This is a genomic window from Gleimia europaea ACS-120-V-Col10b (genome assembly GCF_000411155.1).
Lineage (GTDB): Bacteria > Actinomycetota > Actinomycetes > Actinomycetales > Actinomycetaceae > Gleimia > Gleimia europaea_B.
Map to the genome: position 1 here is coordinate 28,901 of NZ_KE150268.1, position 24,388 is coordinate 53,288.

Consider the following 24,388-nt stretch of genomic DNA (forward strand, 5'->3'; position numbering starts at 1 on the left):
TCAAGGATTACGTTGACTACGCGGATATGGCCTTTGGCTCGACCTGCTCGTCTTCGTCCTCGTCCTCTTGCTCCTCGACCTGCACGTCGTGCTGCACCTCGACGTCGTCGTGTGCAACCGCCTAGGTCGAACAAGGAAATTTCCCTACAAATAGATCAAAAAGCGTAACTCTAAAAGCAAATAAAACCGCCACCGGACGGGCAACTTGGCTGAAAGTAACCCGCCGATGACGGCCGAAACGGCTAGAGCACGCTTCTGCATCAAATGCTGGGTAGCTTGATGTATTTGGAATCTATCAGATAGGGAAGTGTTACCAAATGTGATCTGATAGTTCACTCAGGTGACACGTGACAAATAACCGACATCGTCGGTAACAACCAAGAGTGTGGGGTGCGCGAGCACATCGCGCATCCCACACCCTCACACCGAAGGAAAACGCGAATGACAGATCCAATCGTGGATATCAAAGACATGACCGTCAAGATAAAGGGCAAGACGATCCTTCATGACGTTAATCTGCAGGTAGAGCCCGGCTCCTTCCACGGCGTCATTGGTCCGAACGGGGCGGGTAAAACCACGCTATTTACGACCATTCAAGGATTTCGAGCACCAGCTCATGGCACTGTCCGCCTGCTAGGGCAAAACCCATATCCGCGAAACGTGGATCTCTTAGCGCAAATCGGCATCCAGCCGCAACTCTCCTCATTCTTCCCGAAGACCACACTCTTCGAACACCTGACCGTCGTTGCCGATTTGCAGGGGGCGCCGAGGTCGCGCGTCTCTAAACTCATTGAAGAGCTCGGCCTCGAGCACGCAGCCAAAACCAAAGTCGAAGCCCTCTCCGGCGGTGAACGGCAGAGGCTGGCGGTGGCAACTGCGATTATTCATCAGCCGAAAGTGCTGTTCTTGGATGAGCCCACTGCCGGACTGGACCCAGAAACGCGGCGCAACCTCGTGACCATGCTACAAAGCGCTGATCTGCGTGGAATGACGACGCTTTACACAACTCACTTCCTAGACGAAGCTGAACGCCTCTGCGACGTAGTTTCAATTATTGATTCTGGCGAGCTTCTCGTAACCGAGAGCCCTCGCAAGTTGATCGACGATGCGCATCTTGGCTCAACCGTCCTATTACCCCACTCGCTGCATCAGGCAGATGCGCTTTCTGCCCGATTCGGGGAAAATCGGGTTCGAATAACGAAGGATGGCGTTGCGATCCGTGCGAATGACACGGCCAAGCTCTTTGTCGAACTCGAGCACCTTGGCATAGACGCGGGTGGAGCCCACGTATCAGAGGGCAGACTCGAAGATGTTTACCTAGCAATTACTGGAAAGGACTACGTGGCATGAGCACATACAAGTCACTATCAAGAACGATGCTGAAGTACGACGTTCGCGATTGGTCTACGCTGTTCTTCACATTCGCCTTTCCAGCCGGGCTCCTGATCGTTCTCGCACTCACCTTGAAAGACTCGGTCCCAAACGTCGATCCGACGGGTGACATCAGCGCAAACATGATGGCATTTGGAGCTGCCTTCGTCGGAATATATGCCGGTGCAACGCACCTTGCCCTCTGGCGCGAAAACGGGATGTTTAACGTTTTGCGAAACTTCCCACTGTCATCCAATACAGTGCTCGCCGCTCAAGCATCCGCAGGTACCCTGCTACTTTTGGGGCAGATCGTACTGCTTTTCATCATTGCGCTAATCCTGGGTGTCTCGCCTGCAGCCACCGCCATCATCGCTATCGTGCCTTCGATTCTTGGATACCTGTTGTTCTTCTTCGTTGGCGTCCTACTCGGCATCGTCGTTCCCTCAATGGCGGGCGTATCTATGGCCGCAACGATTCTGATCATCCCGCTTGGAATGATCGGCGGAGCCATGATGCCGCTGGAGATGATGCCCGACTGGGTACAGACCATCGCCCCTTACACGCCGATCTACCACATGCGCGAGGCGATCTCTATGACGCTAATAAACGTTGGCACGTGGAAAGACTTCGGAATCGGGCTCGCATACTTGCTCGCATTAGGCGCCCTCTTCGGCCTGCTCGCGCAGCGCTTCATGAAGTTCAAGTAAGCAGGCTGGGGCGAACATGTTTGCTGAATCTGCGCGCGGCCTGTTTGAGATCCCAGGCGGATTTCTCGTGAGTTCCGATGACGCAAGAAGTAGCTTGGGCGACCTGGAGTTGCGGCAGCGATGGTTGCGCACGCGCTCTAGGCATATCCTGCAAATTGCCGCGAAGTCTTCAGCAAGACACGTGTTCCAGGGCCCTCCGATCTTCCCGGGAATACGAGAGGGTATGCGGAGGGCGTGCGACCACTTAAGCCGCGAAGAGCAAAATCGGTATGCGGTTTGGGAGTTCCACGCGGAGCTTGGCCAAATCCGGCGCGGCATCCCCACGCTGGGTAAAGATTGGGAAGAAGGGCGCGCAGCGCAAAGCGCCGACCTCCCAAATCAAACTGGGCACAACGCCGATACGTTGTTGGACGAAGCTGGGGAGAACGGCGTGTCACCCGGGGCGGCGAAAGCGGGGCTTCGCGCCACGGCGCTTTCGGACATGCGCTTGCCGCAGCAAGTAGTGGCAAACCGCGTTGCCTCCTATCTTGGGTGTCCGCCGAATCTGGAGGTCGGGTGGACGACGTCCTCGCCGGCAACGGGGAAAACCCCTAACTGGAACGGCAAGGAAGTGCGTAGCCTGTTATGGTCTGGACACTTAAACAGCCTCGAGCTCAGCGAGACAGCGGCGCTCTTGGAGGGCGTGGAGCGCAGAGTGGGAGCACTTGAGAGCGAGCCGCGATCGGTTACCGCTAAGGGCGAGGAACTCTCGGGGCGCGTTCTCACTCCCGAAGATTTCCCACCGTACCCGGACGGCTTCTACGGTGTGCTCGGTGCGCCATATGACAGCACCCAGCCGCACGAGTGGGTTCGCGTCACGCGTCTGCATGACGGCAGCGAGGCTTGGCTTGCGCGCGAATACGTCTACTACGGTCAGCAGGTCGAGCATCAGCTGTGGGCCCTAGGCTCGTCATCCGGTTGCGCCACTGGCTCTACGATCGCTGAGGCCGAACTGTTCGGCCTGCTCGAACTCATCGAGAGAGACTCTTTCGTTGGCTGCTGGTACGCGGGAATTAACGCTGCTCCAGTAAGCATTGAGAACATCCGCAGCCTCGACGCCCTCCGCGCTCGCGCGGCGCTACTTGGGATAGAACTGAAGTGCGGGCTCCTGCCTTCGATCATCGGCATTCCCGTGGTCGTAGCTACCGCGCAGGTTGAAGACGAGGTCGGAGTAATCCTTGCTTTCGGCGCGGCCTGCCAGCCCGACCTCGAAAGCGCAGTAAACGGCGCGCTCAATGAGGTCTGGACTTATATCAACGAGCGGGCGAAATCCGCCCGCGAACACCGCGACAAAATTGAGCGGCTCCACGCGGATCCAACCCTGTGCGCCGGAATCGAAGATCACCCGCTGTTTGCGATGTACCCCTCCCACAGTGCGTATCTGGAGTTTGTCGACACTGATCAAAGCTTCCTGGCAAAAATCGATCCGAGCTGGCAAGCCTGGAGTAAGAGGTCGGCCTCACAACTGCTCGAACACGTGGTTGGTTTATTAGACGCCGAGGGCGTTGACGTATGGGCGCACCGGCAGACCTCGAGGTTCGAGCAGTCACTCGGGCTTGAAACCGTCATGATGGTCGCTCCAAACTTGCTTCCCTTGGACTTTGGCTGGAAACAACAGCGCGCATTGCAATCCGAACGACTTAGAAAGATCATCGGCAAATATCATGGACCAAATGCGAAACCGCGCCGGCTCCCGCACCCATTCTCCTGATCCGGGTGGTAGCGCCCCGAGCATCACTCAAATCAGGCGGACCTTGAAGGGGAACATCGTCCTCCTCTCGATCTTTACAGCGATGTACTTAGCGCCGATTGCGCTGGCATCTTCTATTCGAAACGTATTGATCGCGATCGCCCTCTTTGTAGTCCTTTTCGCCGTCGGGCTTGCGATTACGAGGGCGCCGCTGGCACCGTCGAAGCGGCCCACTAAGCGGCAGGCTGGCCTGGTTGGCCTCACGTCGATGCTGGAATTGGTTGCGGTCATCGCGGGGCTGATCATCGGATTCGTAGCAGATGCGTGGTGGCCATTCGGCGTGCTACTCGTCGGCTCCGTCGCGCTCCACTTCTTGACGCTCCTATTGGCCTATCGAAGGAGGTCGGACTACTTCGCGCTAACCCTCGTGGTAATTGCCTTCGCTCTCTTAGTCGTAAGCCCGATTTCTCCTCTTTGGGACCTGTGGGCCGTTGCGGGAGGCATCGTTGCCGCGTGTACAGCCCTGTACATCGTTAAGCCCGCGCGCACGCTGCGCGCTACGAAGCCGGCCGCAGAAAAACGCGCTATCGCGTAACGGGCAAGCGCGCTCAAACCGCGCGTTTTGACGTCAAGTAGCGATTGCGAATGCCCAGCAAAACCATTGTTCGCCCGTTTGGGTAGCCCGCGGCGAGTGCGGGAGTTGAAAACACTGAAGTCCCCACCGAAGGGTGGGGACTTCAGGTTGGTTACGACTTACTTGTCGTCTTTGTTCAGTTCGTTCTTCAGCTTGTCAACACCGGCCTTGAGATCTTCGCCGGCCTGGTCTGCCTTGTCCTTGACATCCTCAACAAAATCCTTGATCTTGCCAGACGCCTGGTCAGCCTTGCCTTCGGCCTCCATGGACTTGTCGCCAGAAACCTTGCCGGCTGCTTCCTTAGCGGCGCCAGTAAGCTTGTCCTTCATACCTTCAGCCATTGCTTCTCCAATCATTCGGGAACAAGTTTCCACTTCAGCCTAGGAGAAATGACTGAGGATTTCCTGAGTAGTGGTCGAACAACTGGTGAACTTCGAGAATCTAGTGAAGCTTGCGCTGCACGAGCGACACGTCTCGAACCGCACCGGCCGACGCGGAAGTTGCCGTGAGCGAGTAAAGCTTCAGAGCATCCGAGACTTCGCGATTCCTCGACTTTGGCGTCCACGGATCCTTCCGCTTTAGCTGAGCTTCGCGGCGCCGCGCGAGCTCGGCCTCGTCCACGTCTAGGTGAAGCATGCGTTTGTTTACATCGATCACGATCTTGTCGCCATCTTCAATGAGGGCTATCAAACCGCCAGCCGCCGCCTCGGGTGAAATATGGCCAACCGAGATGCCGGACGTGCCACCGGAGAATCGCCCGTCGGTAATCAGCGCGACCTTCTTGCCGAGCCCGCGGCCTTTAATAAATGAGGTCGGGTAAAGCATCTCTTGCATACCCGGGCCGCCCGACGGCCCCTCGTAGCGGATGACTACCACGTGCCCCTCGTGCACGGTCTTGTCGAGAATCTTCTCGATCGCGTCTTCTTGCGACTCGAGCACAATCGCCTCGCCCTCATAATGGAACAGCGAAGGATCGATACCAGCAGCCTTGATGATGGCGCCCTCTTCGGCGAGGTTTCCATAAAGCACGGTTAGCCCGCCGTTTGGCATGTAGGAATGCGCGGTGTCGCGGATGCACCCATTCGCGGCGTCCGTGTCAAGGCTCGCCCAACGGTTGTCGGTGGAAAACGGCTCCGTTGTGCGCACGTTACCCGGCGCGGCGCTAAATAGTTCTAGCGCCTGCGGTGCGGGGCTCTTGCCGCGGATATCCCACTTGGCAAGCCACGATTCAAGCGATGGCGAATGTACCGCGTGCACCGAGCGATTCAGCAGGCAGGCGCGGTCAAGCTCGCCCAGTAGTGCCGGCACGCCGCCGGCCCTGTGCACGTCCTCCATGTGGTAGTCGTTGTGGTTTGGCGCAACTTTAGACAGCGTCGGCACCGTGTCTCCAAGGTGGCCAATATCCTCGAGGTCGAAATCAACCCCGCCCTCTCGCGCCGCCGCCAGCAGGTGAAGCACGGTATTTGAAGAGCCGCCCATAGCCATATCCAGGCTCATCGCATTCTCGAAAGCATCGCGCGTTGCGATGTTGCGGGGGAGTACCGACTCGTCCTCGTTTTCGTAATATCGATTTGCGAGGTCGACCACGAGCCGGCCGGCCTCTTCAAATAGGTGCTTTCGCATCTTGTGCGTCGCGAGCGTTGAGCCGTTGCCTGGAAGTGACAGGCCTAGCGCTTCGGTAAGGCAGTTCATGGAGTTCGCGGTGAACATTCCCGAGCATGAGCCGCACGTGGGGCACGCCAGACGCTCGATTTCGAGGAGTTGCTCGTCGGTTACGGATTCGTCGGCAGTTGCGTTCATGACGGTAATGAGATTGCCGTGCCCATCGGCAGAATCGCCCACGATCAGATCGGGATCGATGTTCTTACCCGCCTCCATCGGTCCGCCTGAAACAAAGACGGTTGGAATGTTCAATCGCAGCGCGGCGAGGAGCATTCCGGGCGTGATCTTGTCGCAGTTTGAAATACACACGAGGGCGTCGGCGCGGTGCGCGTTCACCATGTACTCAACGGAGTCGGCAATCACCTCGCGCGAGGGTAGGGAATAGAGCATTCCCGCATGCCCCATGGCGATCCCATCATCCACCGCGATCGTGTTGAACTCTTTCGAGACGCCGCCCGCCGCACTCACGGCCTCGGCAACGATCTTGCCCACGTCGCGCAAGTGCACGTGGCCGGGGACGAACTGCGTGAACGAGTTCGCAATCGCCACGATCGGCTTGCCGAAGTCGGCGTCTTCCATGCCGGTTGCGCGCCACAGTGCGCGGGCGCCAGCCATGTTTCGGCCGGCAGTGGATGTACTTGAACGCAGTGGAAATACCATTTGGGCTCCCCTCGAGGTGTTTTACCCATCCTATTAGTCGAGTATCAGCGGCGATATTTTGACCGTATCGCGAACGCGTCAGCATCCAAGCAGCGCACTCGTGCCTTCACCCTCTTCGCCCCGGGCGCGCAGGTCGCGGCGATTTCGGCGGATTCTAAGTGATCTTCGTCTACCAGCGAACGCTTGCGATCGCTGCGCCTAATCCAGGGAAGTAGCATGAAACCATGCACGGTGAGTACAAAGTTCCAGGTGGAAAATTAGTAGTTGTTGACCTCGACGTTTCGGATCAAAAGCTTGCGAATGTGAATATATCGGGCGACTTCTTCCTCGACCCCGATGACGCTTTGTTCCGTATGCGCGACGCGCTCGAGGGGCTTCCCTCAGAGACGAGCGCCGATGAACTCGTTCGGATCTTGAACGCTACGGTTTTGCCCACTGATACCCTGTTCGGCCTCACCACTCGAGGCGTGGCAATCGCCGTGCGGCGCGCGCTTGGGCGTGCACTCGACTGGAGCGACATCGACTTCGAGGTCATTCACGGCCCGTCAATAGACCCCATGCTGAACGTCGCAATGGACGAAACCCTAGTTGAGGACGTCGCTGCCGGAAGGCGCAAGCCGTTCATGCGCATCTGGGAGTGGAACAGCCCACAGGTAGTGATCGGCTCGTTCCAGTCCTACTCGAACGAAATCGATGAGGAGGGCGCCAAGAAGCACGGGATTGTGGTTTCTCGGCGTGTAACCGGCGGGGGAGCCATGTTTATGGAGCCCGGCAACTGCGTCACGTACTCTCTCGTCATCCCGACGAGCCTCGTCGACGGGCTCTCCTTCGAGGAGTCCTACCCCTTCCTCGACGAATGGTGCATGGAGGCGCTCGAGAAGGTTGGCGTGAAGGCCTACTACATTCCGCTAAACGATATTTCGTCCGAGAAAGGCAAGATCGGTGGCGCCGCGCAAAAGCGGTTCGCGAACGGTTACATGGTGCATCACGTGACCATGTCCTACGACATCGACGCCCAGAAGATGCTCGAGGTTTTGCGAATCGGCAAGGAGAAGCTGAAAGACAAGGGCACGCGCTCGGCCGTAAAGCGCGTGGATCCGATGAAGTCTCAAACGGGCATGCCCCGCGAAGAGATCATCGACGTGTTCCTCGAACACTTCAAAAATAAGTACAACGCGACGCCGGGCGAGATTACCGAGGCCGACATCGAGACGGCTAAGGAACGCGCCCGCACGAAGTTTGCCACCGAGGAGTGGGTGAAGCGCCTGCCGTAGGCACGTAGTGCACCTGCCCGGCACCGTTGTTTTTTGGCGCGGTCGCCGGTGGTCTAGGCTTGTGGAGAAATGAATACCGCACATATTTACAATCAGATTCAAAGTGTCTTGGAGCAGATCTCAAACGCCGCTCTAGCCGCAGGGCGTCGGCCTGAGGACGTCGACCTTGAGCTTGCCATCAAGACGCGCACGACCGAGGAATGCGAGGCCGCAGCGCGCGCCCTGCTCGACCTTGGCCGCCCCGTACTAATGGGCCAAAACCGGGTACAAGAGGCCGAGGTTACCACGCCGTTCCTGCGCGGCCTCGACCTTGCGAACCTGACCACCACGATGATCGGGCCCCTGCAAACCAACAAGATCAACAAAGCGCTACGCGTGGTTGATCAGATCGAGACTATCGACTCGGTAAAACTCGCCGAAGCGATCAACAAGCGCGTCAAAGACCGCCGCTTGGACGTCATGATCCAAGTGAACACATCGGGCGAAGCCTCAAAATCGGGTGCCGACCCGCGCGAAGCCATCGAGGTTGCCAAAGGCGTAGCAGGGCTTGACAACTTGCACGTCATTGGCTTCATGACCATCGGCGCGCATACTCCCGACGAGGTAGCAATCCGCAAGTCGTTCTCCGACCTGCGTGAGATCCGCGACCAGGCGCTAACCCTGCCAGGGCTTGAAGACGCACGTGAACTTTCGATGGGCATGACCTCCGACTTTGCCCTCGCGATCGCGGAGGGAGCCACGCGGGTGCGAATGGGATCTGCAATATTTGGAGCAAGGAAGTAACAGTGCGCACTATCTTGAACATCATCTGGCTTTTCTTCGCGGGCATAGAACTCGCCGTCATGTACGTGTTCTTCGGTCTGCTGGCGTTCATCCCCATCGTCACGATCCCCGCGGGTATCGCGTCATTTCGGATGGCCGCCTACGTGATCTGGCCATTTGGACGCAAAGTCGTTGAAAAGCCAGGCGCTGGCGTTGGTTCGGCGCTCATGAACATCGTGTGGTTCATAATCGCCGGCCTGTGGCTCGCCATCGGTCATATCGCGACGGCCGTGACGCTCGCGGTTACGATCATCGGCATTCCAATGGCGGCCGCGAACTTGAAACTCATTCCGGTCACGTGCTTCCCGTTTGGAAAAGAGATCGTAGCCTCCGACGGTGCGCAGGGCGTGCTGGCCTAGCCATACTGCCCGCCCGCACTTTTCGCTACTAGCGCGAACCTTGCCGCCAGCTCCACCGCTGGCGGCAATACTTTATTTACCTTGGACCCACATCGAGCAGGTGGAATACGGGCCGGTTTTCGCTGGCAGAGCGCTCCAGGTCAACTAGCGCAATCAGGCGCCAATCGCCGTCGCTTTGCTCGTCCTCGAACGTGTAGGTAACGAGGATTGCCCTCTCGATAGAGGCGTTGGCTTCAATCAGGCGGTCTGAAACCCCGGCCGCCGCTAGATCCACGGCGTCCGCGTTTGCGACAAACTGGTACCGCGCCTTTGATCGCGCTTCCGGCCCGGCCCCAACCCAGTCGTATTCGGCGTAGTAGCGGTCGAGCACATTCTCCCAGCGGGCGGCTTCCCAGACTTCGGAGCCATCGGTGTCCCCAAAGGCGACGAGGCCGTCCAAGTCGTCGAGGGCGAAGCGGTCTACGCGTTCAAAGATCGCGTTCCTAATCTGCTGGTAGAAGTAGTGCTGATTCGCCGTAATCGACACGCTACCGTCGGCAGCCGCGCCGAATGCTCGCTCCGCGACTTCCTCCTGCGCAAGGTCGGTTTCCGCGGCCCTGTCGGCATCCGGATTAGAAAGCGCTTCCCACTCATCTAGCAGCGACGAATCCACCGCGCGGATCAATTCCCCGAGCCATTCAATGATCGCGGTCAGCTCATCGGTCATCATAGAATCGGGCACGATCTGGCGAAGAGCGCGATAGGCATCCATCAGGTAGCGCAAGATAACGCCCTCTGAGCGCGCCACATCGAAGCGGGAGACGAGCTCGGAGAACGTCATCGCATTTTCAACCATGAGGCGCACGACCGACTTGGGCGCAAGCTCCAGGCCTCCCACCCACGGATTCGATTTCGCGAACGTCTCAAACGCCGGCTCCAACAGATCCGCCAGCGGCTTTGGCCACGTCACCGTCTCGAGCGCTTCCATCCGCTCTTCGTATTCCATTCCGGCCGCCTTCATAGCGGCTACGGCCTCGCCCTTTGCTTCGTTTTGCTGCGCGAATAGTAGCGGGCGCGGGTCTTCGAGCACGGCCTCGACCACCGACACCACGTCCAGCGCGTAAGTCTCCGCCTCGGGGTCTAGTAGTTCAAGCGCGGCAAGCGCAAACGGTGACAGCGGTTGGTTTAGCGCGAAATCATCCGGGAGGTCGCGAACCAGTTGAAGGCGGTCGGTATTTCGCTTGCGAGCCTCGGCAGAGGAGAGCTTCTCAATAACCCCCGCCTGTCGAAGCGAGGAGTAGATCTGGCCGAGCCGGCGCAGGTGCGGATTCGATTCCGAGTGCGGATCGTGATTATCCGTTGCAAGGCGCAGTAGGTGCTCGGTTGGTTTAATCGGATTTGCAAGCACGTTCAAAACCATCGAGTGCGTGATCTCAAACTGCGAGTGGAGCGGCTCAGGCGCCGCGGCCTCGAGCCTTTCAAACGTTGACTCCGACCAGCCTATGCGTCCCTCTGGAAGCTTCTTTCGAACGAGCTTCTTCAGCTTTTTCGGATCGTCGCCCGCGCGGATCTCCATCAGCCTGTTTTCGATCACGTGCTCGGGGGCCTCAACTACGACCCAACCGACCTCGTCGAATCCGGCGCGCCCGGCGCGCCCCGCAATCTGGTGGAACTCACGGGCATTCAGATGCCTTTCGCGGCGCCCGTCAAACTTCACGAGGGAGGTAAGCAGCACCGTGGTAATCGGCACGTTGATGCCAACGCCGAGCGTATCCGTGCCACAAATCGCGGCGAGGACGCCCTGCTGCGTCAGGCGTTCAACGAGGCGGCGGTAGCGAGGTAGCATCCCCGCGTGGTGCACTCCCACGCCCTTCACGAGAAGTCCGCGAAGGATCTGCCCAAATCCCTTGCCGAAGCGGAAGCCAGATATGGCCTCCTTAATCCGCTCCGCGTGGCGTTTCGAGATAATGTTTGCACTCGCCAGGGAGTGCGCGGTTTGCACCGCGGCCTTCTGCCCAAAATGCACGATGTAAATCGGATACTTGCCCGACTCAATCAAATCCGTTACAGAATCTGCCAGCGGAAGTTTTGAGTAGGCCATCTCGAGCGGCACCGGCCGTTTCGCGTTATCAATAACAGCTGTATCTCGCCCCGTGCGCCCTCTTAGATCTTCCACAAAGAAACTCACGTCACCAAGCGTTGCGGACATCAGCACGAACTGCGGGCGGGTGAGCTCCAGTAGGGGAACCTGCCAAGCCCAACCTCGCTCCGGGTCACCATAGAAGTGGAACTCGTCCATTATCACCATGTCGGCATCGAGCGACTCGCCCTCGCGCAATGACTGATTCGCGAGAATTTCCGCCGTGCAACAGATGATGGGCGCGTCGGGATTTACAGAGGCGTCGCCCGTTATCATCCCAACATTTTGAGAGCCGAAGAGGGCGACGAGGTCAAAGAACTTCTCCGACACCAGTGCCTTTAGGGGAGCCGTGTAGTAGGAACGCCCGCCGCGAGCCAGCGAGATTAAGTGTGCGGCAAGCGCGATCATCGACTTTCCAGAACCCGTGGGCGTGGCGGCAATAACGTGGTTTCCGCTCAGTAGCTCGATGAATGCCTCTTCCTGGTGCGGGTATAGCGGGCGCCCACCCGCTTTCGCCCAGCCGGTAAACGCCTCGTAAAGCGCATCGGAGTTTTCGAGGTTTCCACCGTCTTCGAGATCGTCGAGAAGTTCGTTCAGTGCTGGGCTCATGGTGTGATTGTCTCAGATGAGGCGGACAAGTTTTTTAACTTGCTACTCCAGCGTGAGTCGAGATGTAAGAAAACCAACAAAAAATCGCAAAAACGTCCGCTACTTGATCCAAGAGGGTGGACACTTTGTATAAGTTCACTATTTCTTAGTAATATCTGTTCATATCCCAAATATCTCGTCAACAACAGGGGACTCGTGATGGTTTCTGCATCGGTTGGAAAAGTGCTCGAAGACGCACTGATGTGGTCTGTGAACATGCTCTACTCGTGGGTGCTGGTGTTCCTCCTAATCGGAGTGGGCATCGCAATCACGGTGTATTTGGGCGTTCCGCAAATAAAGAACGCGAAAGACATCTTTACCTCCGTCTCCGGCTCGCGCCGTTCGGCCATTCAGGGCATCACGTCGTTCCAAGCGTTTGCAGTTGGCATCGGTACCCGCGTTGGCATCGGCAACATCGCAGGTGTTGCTCTCGCCCTCGTGATGGGCGGCCCGGGTGCGATTTTCTGGATGTGGATCGTTGCGCTGGTTGGAATGGGCACGTCATTCGCAGAGTCCGTGCTCGCCCAGGTATTCAAGGAGAAGCACCCCGACGGCGTGTTCCGCGGCGGCCCGGAGTACTACATGCGCCGCGGCCTCGGCTGGAAGACGGCCGGCATCATCTTCGCTGTGATTTCCATCTTCGCCTCCGGCCTTGCGGTTCCAATGGTGCAGATCAACACGGTTGCCGCGACGTTCAACGCGAACCACGGTGTGCCCGTAGTCTCCACCATGATCTTCATCCTGATCCTCCTCGCCCCGGTCATCCTGGGCGGCATCAAGTCGGTGGCGCGCGCATCTGAGTACTTGGCGCCCATCATGGCAGGCGTGTACATTCTCATCGCCTTCATCGTCGTCGTGCTAAACCCCGGCGAGGCGTGGAACGCACTAGTTTGGATCTTCAAGTCAGCATTCGGATTTGGCCCGATGGCCGGAGGCATTGCCGGTGGCATCTTCGTCGCCCTCGTAAATGGTGCTCGCCGCGGCCTATTCTCGAACGAGGCCGGCCTTGGCACCACGCCGCACGCAGCGGGTTCTGCAACGGTTGAGCACCCGGCGCAGCAGGGCTTCTTGCAGGCATTCGGCGTGTTCATCGACACGATCGTCGTGTGTACCGTTACGGCGCTGCTGATCCTCATCTCGGGCCTGTACGAGCCGGGCATGGACCAAGAACTAGCCGGATCGCTCACCGCTCAGGCGGTCACTGCGGAGATGGGTAGCTGGATGGCGCTGCCGATGTCACTCATCATCTTCATCTTCGGCTACACAACCGCGTACGGCGCATACTCTTACGGCCAGTCGGCGCTTGACCACCTCACCCACAACAAGTTTATCTCCTACGCGTTCCGCGTGGTTGCCGTGATCGTCGCCTCGCTCGGCGCGATCGTGAAGCTCCCGGTTGTGTGGGCGCTGTCAGACTTCCTCCTCGGCCTCGGCGCCGTTATTAACCTGATCGCACTCATTGCGCTCATGAAAGTTGTGCGGGTGGTGCTTAAAGACTGGAGGGCGCGTAAAGAAGGTGACAGCCTGCGCTTTGACATCAGCAAGTACCCCGAGCTTCAAAAACGCGCCGACTCGGGTATTTGGGACTAGCCTTGCAGTAGTTTGACAGTTAGGAGTACACGGTGCGCGTAGCTCGATTCAGTGCGGGCGGTAACCCCAAATACGGTGCTATTGCAGAAGGTGCAGACCGCATCGAAGGGCTTAAAGGCGATCCTCTTTTCCAGGGCGTGGAGCCATCCGGAGAGGTTTTTAAACTCGAAGAAGTTCGCTTGCTAAGCCCCGTGATCCCGCGTTCTAAGATCGTCGCCGTAGCGAAGAACTACCGCGATCACGCCGCGGAGATGGGTGGGGAAGTGCCGGATCACCCGAATATCTTCTTCAAGCCGAACACTGCGGTGATCGGCCCGGATGATCCGATCGTTTTGCCCAGCTGGTCAAATGAAGTGCATTACGAGGCCGAGCTGGCCGTGGTCATCCGCACGATGGCGCGCAATGTGAAGGCCGAGCGCGCCCTCGACTATGTGTTCGGATACACGGCTGCCAACGACGTGTCTGCACGAGACGCGCAACGGGCAGACGGGCAGTGGGCGCGGGCGAAGGGATTCGACACGTCCGCTCCGCTGGGGCCGTGGATCACGGTTGATCCGAAGCTCGACATCGACAACCTTGCGATTGAAACGCGAGTAAACGGCAAGACCGTGCAGCAGGGCAATACGCGGGACATGGTGTTCGACGTGCCCTACCTGATCGAATATATTTCGTCGGCAATGACCCTGCTCCCCGGCGACGTCATCATGACCGGAACCCCGGCTGGAGTCGGCCCGATCGAAGCGGGTGACCGCGTTGAGTGCGAGATTGAAGGCATCGGTAGCCTCGCTAATTTCGTAACCAGATAGTGCCGACCTTCCTCGAAGCCTACGACAGCGCGCGCCTGCCCATTCGCGCGGCCACCGACCAAATCCGGGCCGCAGTTCAAGGCAGGCGCCGCTTTGTGCTCTCCGCTAGTCCGGGATCTGGAAAGACGACGCTCGCTCCGCTACTCATTCGGCATTTACTCGACGAGGACGGGGCGGCGGGTCGCATACTGATCGCCCAGCCGCGAAGGGTGGCGGTGCGTTCGGCCGCGAAATACGTGGCCTCGATCCTGGGCGAGCGGCCTGGCGAGCGCGTTGGCTGGACGATGCGCGGCGATCGGATCGTGAGCGCAAAGACGCGGATCGAGTTCACCACTACGGGCACCCTCTTGCGACGTCTCATCGCAAACCCGGACCTGCCCGGCGTGGACGCACTTTTACTGGATGAAGTTCACGAGCGGCATCTCGATTCCGACCTCGCCCTCGCATTCGCACTAGATATTGCGGACATGCGAGGCGACCTCCTGATCGGCGTGATGTCTGCAACCGCCGACGTGAAGCGCTTTCACGCCCTCCTTGCAAGTTCTGCGAAGGCGGACGCAATCGAAGTTTCAGGTAAGCAGTACCCGCTTGATGTGATCTGGACTCCCGCCGCAGAAAGCCTTGACCAGCGCGGAGCCAGCAAGACACTCATCAACCACATGGCAAACACGGCCGCCCAAGCGTTTGCGAAGCATGGTTCCACGCTCGTGTTTGCGCCCTCGATTCGAGACGTCGAGCAGGTGGCGGCGCTCGTGCGCGAGCGCGGAATTCCCACGTACCAGTTGCACTCGGGCGTGGACGCGCGCGAGCAGGATCAAGCCTTATCGGCCAGAGGCGAGCGCGTGATCGTGGCGACGGACATTGCAGAAACCTCACTCACCGTTCCTGGCGTGCACTGCGTTGTAGATTCAGGCCTTGCGCGCGCCCCGCGATTTGACGTATCTCGCGAAGCGGCTCAGCTCGTGACCATACACGAGTCGCGCTCTTCGGCGGTGCAGCGCGCTGGACGCGCTCACCGAACCGGGCCGGGTACGGTTTACCGCTGCTTTCGCGAAACAGATTTCGCGCGCATGAGTGAGTTTGCAGCCCCGGAGATCGACAGTGCAGACCTCACCGAAGCCACCCTGTTGGCGCACGCCTGGGACAGCCCGACGCAGCTGCGCCTGCCCTCACCATTCCCCGCACCTGCACTAGCGCGTGCGGAGCAAACACTGGGGCGTCTTGGCGCGCTGAAGGAGGGCGAGATAACTGACGCCGGCCGCCAGCTCGCGAGCGTTCCGCTCGACCCGCGCGCCGCACACGCCCTCCTGCTTGCCTCTGCGTGGAGTGGGCGAGAAAACGACGTTGCGCGCATCGTTGCGGCGATGTCCGGGTATGCGCAAACCCGGGCAACCGACATCGAGGCGGCCGCGAAAGCAGCTCCAAAGCAGGACGTTGCCCGCCTCGCGCACATCGCGTCGGAGTTTTCCGAGAGCTACGCCGGGCGCGCCGATCTTCCGACAATTGCGCGAGAAGATCTGCCCGGAGTTGTTGTGGGCCTCGCGTTTCCGGGAAGAATCGCGCGGCGCCGCGAGGGCGCAGAGGGCCGCTACGTCCGCTACTTGAGCGCCGCGGGCACGGGCCTGTCTGTTGAGGCGTCCTCGCCGCTTGCCTCGGATCAGTGGATTGCGGCGGCGGACGTGCTAAATACCGGGGGCGAAACTAAAGTGCTCCTCGGCGCTGCTTTGAATCCGAAGTGGGCGCGCCAAATCGGCGCGGGGATGCTGAGCGAAACGATCGAGGTGGAACTTGCAGGCGGGCGCCTGCGCGCGCGTGCTCTCCAAAAGATCGGCGCGATCCCGGTTGGCGATTCCGCTGCAGAAGTTCCGATCGAAGAGGCGAGGCAAGTGCTCGCTGATGCCGTTAGAAATCGCGGGCTCGCACTGTTTAACCCCGGCAGAGCAGCTGAAGACCTCATTAGGCGAGCTCGTTACATATCCGGGCGTGACCCGTCTTGGCCAGAACTTTCGAACGAACAGTTGGCAAGCCACATCGACGAGCTCGTGGGCGGGGCGTGGCCGAAACTTTTGGCCGGGGCGCCGCTTCGCGAAGTCGACCTCGTGACCGGCCTTAAAACCATAATCGGGTGGGACAAAGTAGCGCAGATCGATCAGTTCATCCCCACGTCGATACAGCTACCCTCAGGCAATCGCGCTCGCGTGACGTTTGATTCGGAGCGTGGGCCAACCGTGCGCGTCAAGCTACAGGAAACATTCGGCTTTAAGGAAGTGCCGCGCGTGCTTGGGGAGCCGCTCACGTTTGAGCTTCTCTCGCCGGCCGGGCGCCCACTCGCGATTACCTCCGACCTCGAGACGTTCTTTAACGAAACTTACGCGCAGGTGCGCGCCGAGATGAGAGGGCGCTACCCAAAGCACCCGTGGCCAGAAGACCCCTGGAGTGCGCAAGCAACTCGCAAAACTAACGCGCGCCTGCGCTGAAGCTCCGCGGCGTTCTCGATCAGGCCCCGCGGCCGCTCCAGCGGCCTTGCCTAGAGGGCGAGCGCCGGGCCCGAAGCAGGGCCTAGTGCTTCGCCTCCAGCATCCGACGTACCGAACGCTCTACGACGCCCTTCGACGAAGCGAATCCGAACCTCACGTACTGTTCGAATCCCTTGCCGAGCGCGGCGCCCGGCGTCGTGCGGACCTTCGCCTCCTCGAGCAGGTATTCATGCGGGTTTTCAACCCCGAGGCCGGATGCGTCAATCAGGCCCATGTACGTGCCCTGCGGCGCCGACCAGCTGAGCGGGGAGTCTGCAAGTAGCCCGTCGATGAGTGCCACGTTCTGACGCAGATACGCGTTCAGTTCAGCCAGCCAGCTCTCGCCCTCCTCGTATGCGACGGAAGTAGCGAGGGCGCCGAGCGGTGTTGGGTGATTCAGCCACTTGGAGGCGTCCTCAAACTTCTTTGCCATTGCGCCGATCGTGATCATCTGAGCGCAGTGCAGGCCGGCTAGGTTGAAGCCTTTTGACGCCGCAACGGCAGTTACCACGTGATCTGCGACCTCGTCATCCAAACGCGCGAAACTAACGTGGTCAGCCGGGTTGGGAACGAGGGGAGCGTGAACCTCATCGTTGAACACCAGCAGGTTGCTACTGGTTGCGATTTGCCCTAAACGCGTCAGCTCGGCGGCGGTTAAAACCCTGCCGGTTGGGTTCCACGGGTTGCAAAGAATAAGCAGATCAGCGTCTTTAGCCGCAGATTCTATGCGGTCAAAATCGAGTTGCCACACGCCCTCAACAATCGCGGAAGGAACCTGAATAACCTCGTGGCCAAACTTGCCCGGAAGGGTCAAAAATGGCATGTAGGCGGGGGTTGGAACGATCACCCGTGAACCCGGTTCCAACATGTGACCAAGAATCGCATTCAAACCGTCCAGTACTGACGATGCCAACTGCACATTTTCAGCCTCGATATCAAGGCCGTAGCGGCGTCCAACTACGCTCGCGGTGGCCTCTTTAACCCAGGTAGATAGCCCCTGCGGCATGTACCCAAGAAACCCCCTTCTGATCGCACTTACGAGGGCTTCCTCAACCGCAGGGGCGGTACCGAAGTCCATCTCTGCAACCCAGTGGCCGGAAACGCCTGGCATCTCCCATTTCAAAAGACCGCTTGCGTGGGCGGTGTCCTCGTCAGAAGCGTCAAAATCAGTCATCAAAACCCCTTCCGCCTCCAACCATAACGACAACGAGTGCCGTGCGCGCACGTATTAGGGGAGTGGCGCAAGGGCGCGGGTAGCGAGTTTTAACCTGTGGAAAGCGCGTTGAAAAGCCGGTGCATAAACGATGTAGAATCAAGGCATCATGGATACTCTAAATGGCGGCAAAGTCCGCGTTCGTTTTTGCCCATCACCAACTGGAACCCCGCATGTGGGAATGGTTCGTACCTGCCTGTTCAACTGGGCATGGGCCAGACACGTTGGGGGCACGTTTGTGTTCCGCATCGAAGATACCGATGCTCGCCGCGACTCCGAGGAGTCTTTCGACCAGATCATTGATTCCCTGACTTGGCTTGGCCTGGATTGGGACGAAGGTGTACTGAAGGGCGGCCCGCACGAGCCGTACCGACAGTCGCAGCGTATGGACATCTACAAGGACGTTGCGGCGAAGCTGCTAGAAGCGGGTTACGCATACGAGTCCTTCTCCACGCCCGAGGAGGTCGAAGCGCGTCACAAGGCAGCCGGTCGTGATCCCAAGCTTGGCTATGATGGTTTTGATCGCAATCTAACCGAAGAGCAGAAGGCAGAATTTCGCGCTGCGGGGCGCAAGCCGGTGCTACGCCTGCGGATGCCGGATGAAGACATTACCTTCACGGACCTTGTTCGCGGTGAAATCACGTTCAAGGCCGGTTCTGTGCCGGACTATGTGATCGTTCGCGGTAACGGCCACCCCCTCTATACACTCGTGAACCCCGTTGATGATGCGCTCATGGACATCACACACGTGCTGCGCGGCGAAGACCTGCTGTCTTCCACGCCGCGCCAGATCGTTTTGTATCGTGCTCTCATCGAGCTCGGAATCGCGAAGCAGATGCCGGAGTTTGGCCACCTGCCTTACGTTATGGGGGAGGGCAACAAGAAACTGTCCAAGCGCGATCCGGAGTCAAACCTGTTGCTCCACCGGGAAAACGGCATGATCCCAGAGGGCCTGCTGAACTACCTAGCCCTACTTGGCTGGGCTATTAGCCCCGATGAAGACATCTTCTCGGCTGAAGAAATGGTTAAGGCTTTCGACATTCACGATGTGAACCCCAACCCGGCTCGTTTTGACCTGAAGAAGGCCATTGCGATTAACGCCGACCACATTCGCATGCTCGAAGAGGATGACTTCAAGCGCCGCATCGTGCCGTTCCTCTACCGCGACGGATATGTGTCAGCTGAAGAGTTTGATGCGCTTACGGCTCGCGAGCAGGAAATCATCACCGAGGCTGCTCCGCTGACGCAAACACGTATTCGCCTGCTGGGTGAGATTGGCGGCATGCTTGGCCCATTCTTCGTGGAAACCGAAGTGCTCGAGTTTGAAGATAAAGCTGTCAGCAAACTCAAGGACAACGCCGGCGAGGTCTTGCGTGCGGGCATCGAGGTTATCGAAGGTCTGCCCGAGTTCACTGTCGAGTCCTTGGAAGAGGGGTTGCGTGCCCGCCTCATTGACGAGATGCAGGTGAAACCAAGGCTGGCATTCGGACCTCTTCGCACCGCTATTTCTGGCCGACAGGTGTCTCCGCCACTGTTTGAGTCCATGGAAATTATGGGTAAGGACGAGGTCTTGGCCAGGTTGCGTCAACTGGAGGCTAAGCTTTCTGCCTAACATCCGCGAACGTGAAGTAAATAACGGTGAGCGGATTTTGTAAGGTCATGCTCCGTCGGGTAAAGTTTCTTGTTGGCGCTTCCTCGTGAAGGCTTCCCGCGAGCGGGAAACTGACCGAAGAAGCTACCTTACCTTGGGGTATGGTGTAATTGGCAGCACGAGTGATTCTGGTTCATTTAGTCTAGGTTCGAGTCCTGGTACCCCAGCGAAGCACCTGACCATAGGTTAGAGGTTTCAAAGCGAGTGATCGCACAGGCCCCCATCGTCTAGCGGCCCAGGACACCGCCCTCTCACGGCGGCGACACCGGTTCAAATCCGGTTGGGGGTGCAGGTTCTAGTAACCAAACCGGCGCGAAAGCGCTTAGGCCCCCATCGTCTAGCGGCCCAGGACACCGCCCTCTCACGGCGGCGACACCGGTTCAAATCCGGTTGGGGGTGCCACCGCACCTGAGAAATCAGGTGCTTTTTCTTGCTCGAATGGGGTGCCTGGGACGGGGCCCAGCAATGCAGGCAGGATTAGTTGCGCCAGGTCTCATACAACTCGAGGTAGGTTTGTAGCCCACGGCTCCAAGTGTGTGTGATTTGATTCTCGAGGGCGTGTTTGCCAAGCATGTGCAGGCGTTGCGGATGCATAGCGAGCATCGCTAACGCCGCTGCCATTTCCGTGTCGCTGGCCACTTCCAGGCCGTCGTAGCCGTGCGTGATGAACTCTTCAATCCCTGAACCCCGGCGATAGATGACAGGCAATCCGCACGCGCGCGCCTCAAGAGCGGCGATACCGAAGGCTTCTTTAATCACCGGAGACACGAACACGTCCGCGCGAGTATAGGCGTCAGCCAATTGTGCGGGCTTCACTTTTCCGTGCAAATGCATGTAGCCGCCCGACAGTTCGGGGCGAGCCAACGCCGGTCTCAGACTTCCGTCTCCGTAAACGTGTACGTCGACGCGCGCCCGCCTCGCGATCTCGGCAAGCTGTAGTACGCGCTTTCTTGGGGCCAGTCGGGTGGCTGTTACTACCTGAAGGGGAGCGGGAGCCGGTTCCTGCTCAAATCGTCTTAGAGCTACTTGCCGCGCCTGTTCCCAGGGTTCTTCAAAAATCAAGTTCGGTAGGACGTCTACGTTAACGCTGTTCCGCGCTGCTGCCGCAACTGCGCGTGCAGCCGGCGTTGATACGGCGGTCAATCGAATACCGGCGCGTTGCCAAGCCGGCAGGGGATTGACCGCGCCGTACCACCAAGTGCTACCGCGGAGGTGGGAGTGCCAAGTCAGAATGGCTTTCGTGCCCGTTTTGACGCAGGACTGCACCGCCATGCGCGCGAACGGCGAGATCAGTCCGGTGTGAATGTGTACCACATCAAACGTGGGTAAGGTCTGTTCTAGTGCTTCACCGGCAAACGGATTCACTGGAAGGCTTAACGGAATGCGCGCGGTGAGCCGGCGTACCGTGACCGCGCCATCAAGTTCCGTTGAATCACCGCGAGCCGCAGAAGAAGGTGTGGCGGTAATCACCGTGACGGCGTGTCCGGCGGCAACAAGTGCCTGCCCGAGGTTGCGCACCTGGGTTTCAATGCCCCCAACGCGCGGACTGTACGGGTCAGAAACTAGGGCAATTCGCATTTGCCAGGCGCGGGCTACAGGCCAAGCTCTTCAGCGCGACGCAGGAAATCCGACAGGCGGTTAGCTGCTGCAACTACCGAGGGGCCGTGTTGGCGACCAGGCTGACGTCCCATGCGCTCCACCGGGCCCGAGATTGAGATCGCTGCTAGTACCTTGCCTCCCGGACCGCGAACGGGGGCAGACACCGACGCCACGCCAATCTCGCGTTCAGACACAGACTGTGCCCAACCACGGCGGCGAACGGCGGAAAGCATGGTTGCGTTAAACGATGCGCCGTACAGGCCGCGGTGAAGGCGGTCCGGTTCTTCCCAAGCGAGGAGCACCTGGGCCGCTGACCCTGCCTTCATTGAAAGAGTGGCCCCAACTGGAATGGAGTCACGCAGGCCGATCTGGCGTTCAGCGGCCGCAACGCAAATGCGCTGGTCTCCTTGGCGGCGGTACAGCTGGGTCGATTCCTTCGTGTGATCGCGCAACGCGATTAGGACCGGGGTGGCTGATGCGAGGAGTCGATCCTCGCCGGCAGCGGATGCAAGTTCTGAAAGGCGCGGCCCCAAAACAAAACGGCCTTGCATGTCGCGAGCAACAAAACGGTGAAACTCAAGAGCGACTGCAAGGCGGTGCGCGGTTGGCCTGGCCAATTTAGTGGTTGAGACTAACTGGGCAAGCGTGGCTGGCCCGGCCTCTAACGCGGACAAAACAAGCGAGGCTTTATCTAAAACGCCTACGCCACTGGTGGGAGCTTTTTCATCCATACATCGATCTTGCCATCTCAATCATTGAGATAGCAAACTCCCGGATATGATCGGTTGAGTAAAAGTGCAGGCTAAATTTATATGGGCGGTAAGGCGTGCAGATATTTGTCTCGCGACACGTTCGGGGCGCGGTGTGAGTAATGGAGCTTCCACAGGCCATGCGTTATAGATTAGAGCGAGAGATAATAGTATTTTGAGCTAGACAGATAAGCAGAAAGGCTTCCATGGACTCGGTTTTGCGTGTGCAGGGTGGCAAACCTTTGGCGGGGGACATCACCGTTCGTGGTGCGAAGAACTTCGTGCCAAAGGCGATGGTGGCAAGCCTACTTGGAACAACCCCCTCGAAGCTTTCCAATGTTCCTCTCATCAGGGACGTGGACTTGGTTTCTGAGCTCCTCGGTCTGCACGGTGTGCATATCAACTTCGATCAGGGGGCTGGTGTCCTCGAGCTTGACCCGTCAAATGTCGAGGTTGCCCATGTGTCCGAAGTTCAGGCGTTAGCTGGGTCCTCGCGCATCCCGATCCTTTTCTGCGGCCCTCTTTTGCATCGTCTTGGGGAAGCCTTCATTCCCGATCTGGGAGGGTGTCGCATTGGTGACCGTCCAATCGACATGCACCTGGATGCGCTCAGAGCGTTTGGCGCCCAGGTCGATAAGGAAGATAACGGTATCCGTATCACCGCGCCAAACGGACTGCGCGGCGCCAAAATTAAGCTCCCGTTCCCGTCGGTAGGCGCCACCGAACAAACCCTTCTGACAGCAGTCATGGCTGACGGCATCACAGTGTTGAAGAACGCCGCCATCGAGCCGGAAATCATGGACCTTATCAATGTGCTCCAAAAGATGGGTGCCAGCCTCTCCGTTGATACCGACCGCACTATCAGAATCGAGGGCGTATCGGAGTTGCGCGGGTTTACCCACACCGCGATTTCAGACCGTATTGAGGCAGCCTCGTGGGCTTCTGCGGCGTTGGTAACGCACGGCGATATTTACGTGCGCGGAGCACATCAACCGGACATGACCACGTTCTTGAACGTTTTTCGCAAAGTCGGCGGCCAATTCGAAATTGACGATGCGGGCATTCGCTTCTTTCACCCGGGTGGGCAACTGCAATCGATCGTGCTAGAGACAAACGTGCACCCCGGATTCATGACCGACTGGCAGCAGCCGCTGGTTGTCGCCTTGACGCAAGCCAAGGGGCTTTCAATCGTCCATGAGACGGTGTACGAGAATCGTCTCGGATTCACAAAGGCACTCAATCAGATGGGCGCACAAATTCAGATTTATCGGGAGTGCTTGGGCGGTACTCCATGTCGCTTTGGGCAGCGTAACTTCTACCACTCCGCTGTTATCTCCGGACCCACACCCTTGCACGGCGCGGAAATCACCGTGCCGGATCTGCGCGGCGGGTTCTCCTACCTCATTTCGGCGTTGGCGGCGGAAGGGGAGTCTATTGTGCACGGTATTGACGTGATTGCGCGCGGATACGAGCACTTCCTCAGCAAACTTGGCCGCCTGGGTGCCGACGCAGAAAGAATGTAGGAGAAGGGCATGAGTAAGCCAGCTACCGGTATCTATAAGGTCGCTGTTGAAGTTTTGCGTCCTTTGGCAAAATTAACAACCAAGCCCCATTGGCGAGGCCGCAATAACCTACCTAAAGACAAGCCCTTCATCCTCATCATGAACCACGTGACCGAATATGACGTCGTGGTTGTAGCTCACTTCATTGTTGATGCTGGACACGCCGTCCGTGTGCTCGCTAAGGACAGCCTGTTCCGCGTTCCTGGACTGCGCCGGGTTTTGACCGGCGCAAAAATGGTGCCGGTAAGGCGGGGAACCTCGAGTGCTGGCGATGCCCTTAGGAACGCAAAAATTGCCCTTGCTGAGGGTGAATCCATAGCTATTTTCCCCGAAGGTACGCTAACCACGGATCCGGATCTTTGGCCTATGAAGTTCAAGACGGGCGCCGCTAGGCTCGCCCTTGCGACCGGAGCTCCCGTGATCCCGTTAGCGCACTGGGGAAGCCATGAGATCATGCGGCGCTGGAAGAACTCGTTCCCTTTGCGTAGGCGTGACACGTGGGTAATGGCGGGCCCCGCCATTGACCTCTCAGACCTAAACCAGGATGAAAACGATCACGAGGCAGTCAAGGAAGCAACGCGCCGCATGGAGGTTGCGATCACCTCGATGATTGAAGAAATCCGGGGAGAAAAAGCGCCGGAAACCCGGTGGGATCCAAAACTCGAAGCCTATCCACCAGCTACAGATAGCTAAAGGCGCACCCGCTATACGAACAGC

General features: G+C 58.7%; 19 protein-coding genes and 3 tRNA genes. 16 read left to right on the plus strand and 6 right to left on the minus strand.

What is annotated here, in order from left to right; translation table 11 throughout:
• The first annotated feature begins 441 nt into the window (after positions 1-441).
• Genes HMPREF9238_RS07985 through HMPREF9238_RS08000 form a run of 4 tightly spaced genes read left to right on the plus strand, consistent with a single transcriptional unit; the run spans position 442 to position 4,402 of the window.
• Entirely contained in the window at positions 442-1,350 is a 909-nt protein-coding gene (locus HMPREF9238_RS07985; protein ID WP_016444953.1) for an ABC transporter ATP-binding protein, read from the plus strand.
• Positions 1,347-2,078 (plus strand): ABC transporter permease, encoded by a 732-nt coding sequence (locus HMPREF9238_RS07990; RefSeq protein ID WP_016444954.1) that lies wholly within the window; start codon positions 1,347-1,349, stop codon positions 2,076-2,078. Before HMPREF9238_RS07985 ends, HMPREF9238_RS07990 begins: the two co-directional genes overlap by 4 nt.
• Positions 2,079-2,094: 16 nt before the next feature.
• The gene (locus HMPREF9238_RS07995) at positions 2,095-3,828 is read left to right on the plus strand and encodes a YcaO-like family protein (protein WP_016444955.1); all 1,734 of its coding nucleotides are present in this window, start codon (positions 2,095-2,097) and stop codon (positions 3,826-3,828) included.
• Positions 3,791-4,402 carry a hypothetical protein gene (locus tag HMPREF9238_RS08000; RefSeq protein ID WP_156824476.1) on the plus strand — a complete coding sequence of 204 codons (612 nt, stop codon included), beginning with the start codon at positions 3,791-3,793 and terminating at the stop codon, positions 4,400-4,402. Before HMPREF9238_RS07995 ends, HMPREF9238_RS08000 begins: the two co-directional genes overlap by 38 nt.
• 158 nt (positions 4,403-4,560) lie before the next feature.
• Here the strand turns inward: HMPREF9238_RS08000 and HMPREF9238_RS08005 are convergent, their stop codons facing one another.
• Positions 4,561-4,782, minus strand: coding sequence for a CsbD family protein (locus HMPREF9238_RS08005; protein ID WP_016444957.1), 222 nt, complete (start codon positions 4,780-4,782; stop codon positions 4,561-4,563).
• A 100-nt stretch (positions 4,783-4,882) separates the two neighbouring features.
• Complete coding sequence (gene ilvD / locus HMPREF9238_RS08010; protein WP_016444958.1) at positions 4,883-6,763, minus strand: dihydroxy-acid dehydratase; 1,881 nt, start codon at positions 6,761-6,763, stop codon at positions 4,883-4,885.
• A gap of 224 nt (positions 6,764-6,987) precedes the next feature.
• Between ilvD and lplAB the strand changes: the two genes are divergently transcribed.
• From lplAB to HMPREF9238_RS08025, 3 genes are all read left to right on the plus strand, one after another.
• Positions 6,988-8,037: a lipoate-protein ligase LplAB gene (gene lplAB / locus HMPREF9238_RS08015; RefSeq protein ID WP_016444959.1), complete on the plus strand. Its 1,050-nt coding sequence runs from the start codon at positions 6,988-6,990 to the stop codon at positions 8,035-8,037.
• A 69-nt stretch (positions 8,038-8,106) separates the two neighbouring features.
• Positions 8,107-8,820 (plus strand): YggS family pyridoxal phosphate-dependent enzyme, encoded by a 714-nt coding sequence (locus HMPREF9238_RS08020; protein ID WP_016444960.1) that lies wholly within the window; start codon positions 8,107-8,109, stop codon positions 8,818-8,820.
• A 2-nt stretch (positions 8,821-8,822) separates the two neighbouring features.
• On the plus strand, positions 8,823-9,218 hold the full coding sequence (locus HMPREF9238_RS08025) for a YccF domain-containing protein (protein ID WP_016444961.1): 396 nt from the start codon (positions 8,823-8,825) through the stop codon (positions 9,216-9,218).
• A 76-nt stretch (positions 9,219-9,294) separates the two neighbouring features.
• Here the strand turns inward: HMPREF9238_RS08025 and HMPREF9238_RS08030 are convergent, their stop codons facing one another.
• Positions 9,295-11,946, minus strand: coding sequence for a DEAD/DEAH box helicase (locus HMPREF9238_RS08030; RefSeq protein WP_016444962.1), 2,652 nt, complete (start codon positions 11,944-11,946; stop codon positions 9,295-9,297).
• A 198-nt stretch (positions 11,947-12,144) separates the two neighbouring features.
• On the opposite strand from HMPREF9238_RS08030, the gene HMPREF9238_RS08035 reads away from it, so the two are divergent.
• From HMPREF9238_RS08035 to hrpB, 3 genes are read left to right on the plus strand one after another with little or no spacing between them, the layout of a single operon-like run.
• On the plus strand, positions 12,145-13,575 hold the full coding sequence (locus HMPREF9238_RS08035) for an alanine/glycine:cation symporter family protein (RefSeq protein ID WP_016444963.1): 1,431 nt from the start codon (positions 12,145-12,147) through the stop codon (positions 13,573-13,575).
• A 32-nt stretch (positions 13,576-13,607) separates the two neighbouring features.
• Positions 13,608-14,381 (plus strand): fumarylacetoacetate hydrolase family protein, encoded by a 774-nt coding sequence (locus tag HMPREF9238_RS08040; RefSeq protein ID WP_016444964.1) that lies wholly within the window; start codon positions 13,608-13,610, stop codon positions 14,379-14,381.
• Positions 14,381-16,858 carry an ATP-dependent helicase HrpB gene (hrpB, locus tag HMPREF9238_RS08045; protein ID WP_016444965.1) on the plus strand — a complete coding sequence of 826 codons (2,478 nt, stop codon included), beginning with the start codon at positions 14,381-14,383 and terminating at the stop codon, positions 16,856-16,858. The genes HMPREF9238_RS08040 and hrpB overlap by 1 nt, the downstream gene beginning before the upstream one ends.
• Before the next feature lie 82 nt (positions 16,859-16,940).
• Here hrpB and HMPREF9238_RS08050 read toward each other — a convergent pair whose 3' ends face one another.
• Positions 16,941-18,071 carry a MalY/PatB family protein gene (locus HMPREF9238_RS08050; RefSeq protein WP_016444966.1) on the minus strand — a complete coding sequence of 377 codons (1,131 nt, stop codon included), beginning with the start codon at positions 18,069-18,071 and terminating at the stop codon, positions 16,941-16,943.
• Positions 18,072-18,219: 148 nt separating this feature from the next.
• Here HMPREF9238_RS08050 and gltX point away from each other — a divergent pair, with 148 nt between their 5' ends.
• The 4 genes from gltX to HMPREF9238_RS08070 all read left to right on the plus strand — a co-directional run bounded on the left by gltX (position 18,220) and on the right by HMPREF9238_RS08070 (position 20,163).
• Complete coding sequence (gene gltX, locus HMPREF9238_RS08055; protein WP_040316893.1) at positions 18,220-19,722, plus strand: glutamate--tRNA ligase; 1,503 nt, start codon at positions 18,220-18,222, stop codon at positions 19,720-19,722.
• Positions 19,723-19,856: 134 nt separating this feature from the next.
• Positions 19,857-19,928: transfer RNA gene (locus HMPREF9238_RS08060), tRNA-Gln, on the plus strand.
• 49 nt (positions 19,929-19,977) lie between these two features.
• Positions 19,978-20,050: transfer RNA gene (locus HMPREF9238_RS08065), tRNA-Glu, on the plus strand.
• Between the two features lie 37 nt (positions 20,051-20,087).
• Positions 20,088-20,163: transfer RNA gene (locus tag HMPREF9238_RS08070), tRNA-Glu, on the plus strand.
• A 75-nt stretch (positions 20,164-20,238) separates the two neighbouring features.
• Here HMPREF9238_RS08070 and HMPREF9238_RS08075 read toward each other — a convergent pair.
• Both HMPREF9238_RS08075 and HMPREF9238_RS08080 read right to left on the minus strand, forming a co-directional pair.
• Positions 20,239-21,339 (minus strand): glycosyltransferase family 4 protein, encoded by a 1,101-nt coding sequence (locus HMPREF9238_RS08075; RefSeq protein ID WP_016444968.1) that lies wholly within the window; start codon positions 21,337-21,339, stop codon positions 20,239-20,241.
• 14 nt (positions 21,340-21,353) lie between these two features.
• Complete coding sequence (locus tag HMPREF9238_RS08080) at positions 21,354-22,091, minus strand: IclR family transcriptional regulator (protein WP_016444969.1); 738 nt, start codon at positions 22,089-22,091, stop codon at positions 21,354-21,356.
• A 224-nt stretch (positions 22,092-22,315) separates the two neighbouring features.
• On the opposite strand from HMPREF9238_RS08080, the gene murA reads away from it, so the two are divergent.
• Positions 22,316-23,632, plus strand: a complete 1,317-nt coding sequence (gene murA / locus HMPREF9238_RS08085; RefSeq protein WP_016444970.1) for a UDP-N-acetylglucosamine 1-carboxyvinyltransferase — start codon at positions 22,316-22,318, stop codon at positions 23,630-23,632.
• A gap of 9 nt (positions 23,633-23,641) precedes the next feature.
• The gene (locus HMPREF9238_RS08090) at positions 23,642-24,364 is read left to right on the plus strand and encodes a lysophospholipid acyltransferase family protein (protein WP_016444971.1); all 723 of its coding nucleotides are present in this window, start codon (positions 23,642-23,644) and stop codon (positions 24,362-24,364) included.
• The last annotated feature ends 24 nt before the right edge of the window (positions 24,365-24,388 follow it).

Excerpts from the sequence above, each read along its gene's own strand:
- HMPREF9238_RS07985 (WP_016444953.1), top strand. The coding sequence starts at position 442 with ATGACAGATCCAATCGTGGATATCAAAGACATGACCGTCAAGATAAAG.
- HMPREF9238_RS07990 (WP_016444954.1), top strand. The coding sequence starts at position 1,347 with ATGAGCACATACAAGTCACTATCAAGAACGATGCTGAAGTACGACGTT.
- HMPREF9238_RS07995 (WP_016444955.1), top strand. The coding sequence starts at position 2,095 with ATGTTTGCTGAATCTGCGCGCGGCCTGTTTGAGATCCCAGGCGGATTT.
- HMPREF9238_RS08000 (WP_156824476.1), top strand. The coding sequence starts at position 3,791 with ATGCGAAACCGCGCCGGCTCCCGCACCCATTCTCCTGATCCGGGTGGT.
- HMPREF9238_RS08005 (WP_016444957.1), bottom strand. The coding sequence starts at position 4,782 with ATGGCTGAAGGTATGAAGGACAAGCTTACTGGCGCCGCTAAGGAAGCA.
- ilvD (WP_016444958.1), bottom strand. The coding sequence starts at position 6,763 with ATGGTATTTCCACTGCGTTCAAGTACATCCACTGCCGGCCGAAACATG.
- lplAB (WP_016444959.1), top strand. The coding sequence starts at position 6,988 with ATGCACGGTGAGTACAAAGTTCCAGGTGGAAAATTAGTAGTTGTTGAC.
- HMPREF9238_RS08020 (WP_016444960.1), top strand. The coding sequence starts at position 8,107 with ATGAATACCGCACATATTTACAATCAGATTCAAAGTGTCTTGGAGCAG.
- HMPREF9238_RS08030 (WP_016444962.1), bottom strand. The coding sequence starts at position 11,946 with ATGAGCCCAGCACTGAACGAACTTCTCGACGATCTCGAAGACGGTGGA.
- HMPREF9238_RS08035 (WP_016444963.1), top strand. The coding sequence starts at position 12,145 with ATGGTTTCTGCATCGGTTGGAAAAGTGCTCGAAGACGCACTGATGTGG.
- HMPREF9238_RS08050 (WP_016444966.1), bottom strand. The coding sequence starts at position 18,071 with ATGACTGATTTTGACGCTTCTGACGAGGACACCGCCCACGCAAGCGGT.
- gltX (WP_040316893.1), top strand. The coding sequence starts at position 18,220 with ATGGATACTCTAAATGGCGGCAAAGTCCGCGTTCGTTTTTGCCCATCA.
- HMPREF9238_RS08075 (WP_016444968.1), bottom strand. The coding sequence starts at position 21,339 with ATGCGAATTGCCCTAGTTTCTGACCCGTACAGTCCGCGCGTTGGGGGC.
- HMPREF9238_RS08080 (WP_016444969.1), bottom strand. The coding sequence starts at position 22,091 with ATGGATGAAAAAGCTCCCACCAGTGGCGTAGGCGTTTTAGATAAAGCC.
- murA (WP_016444970.1), top strand. The coding sequence starts at position 22,316 with ATGGACTCGGTTTTGCGTGTGCAGGGTGGCAAACCTTTGGCGGGGGAC.
- HMPREF9238_RS08090 (WP_016444971.1), top strand. The coding sequence starts at position 23,642 with ATGAGTAAGCCAGCTACCGGTATCTATAAGGTCGCTGTTGAAGTTTTG.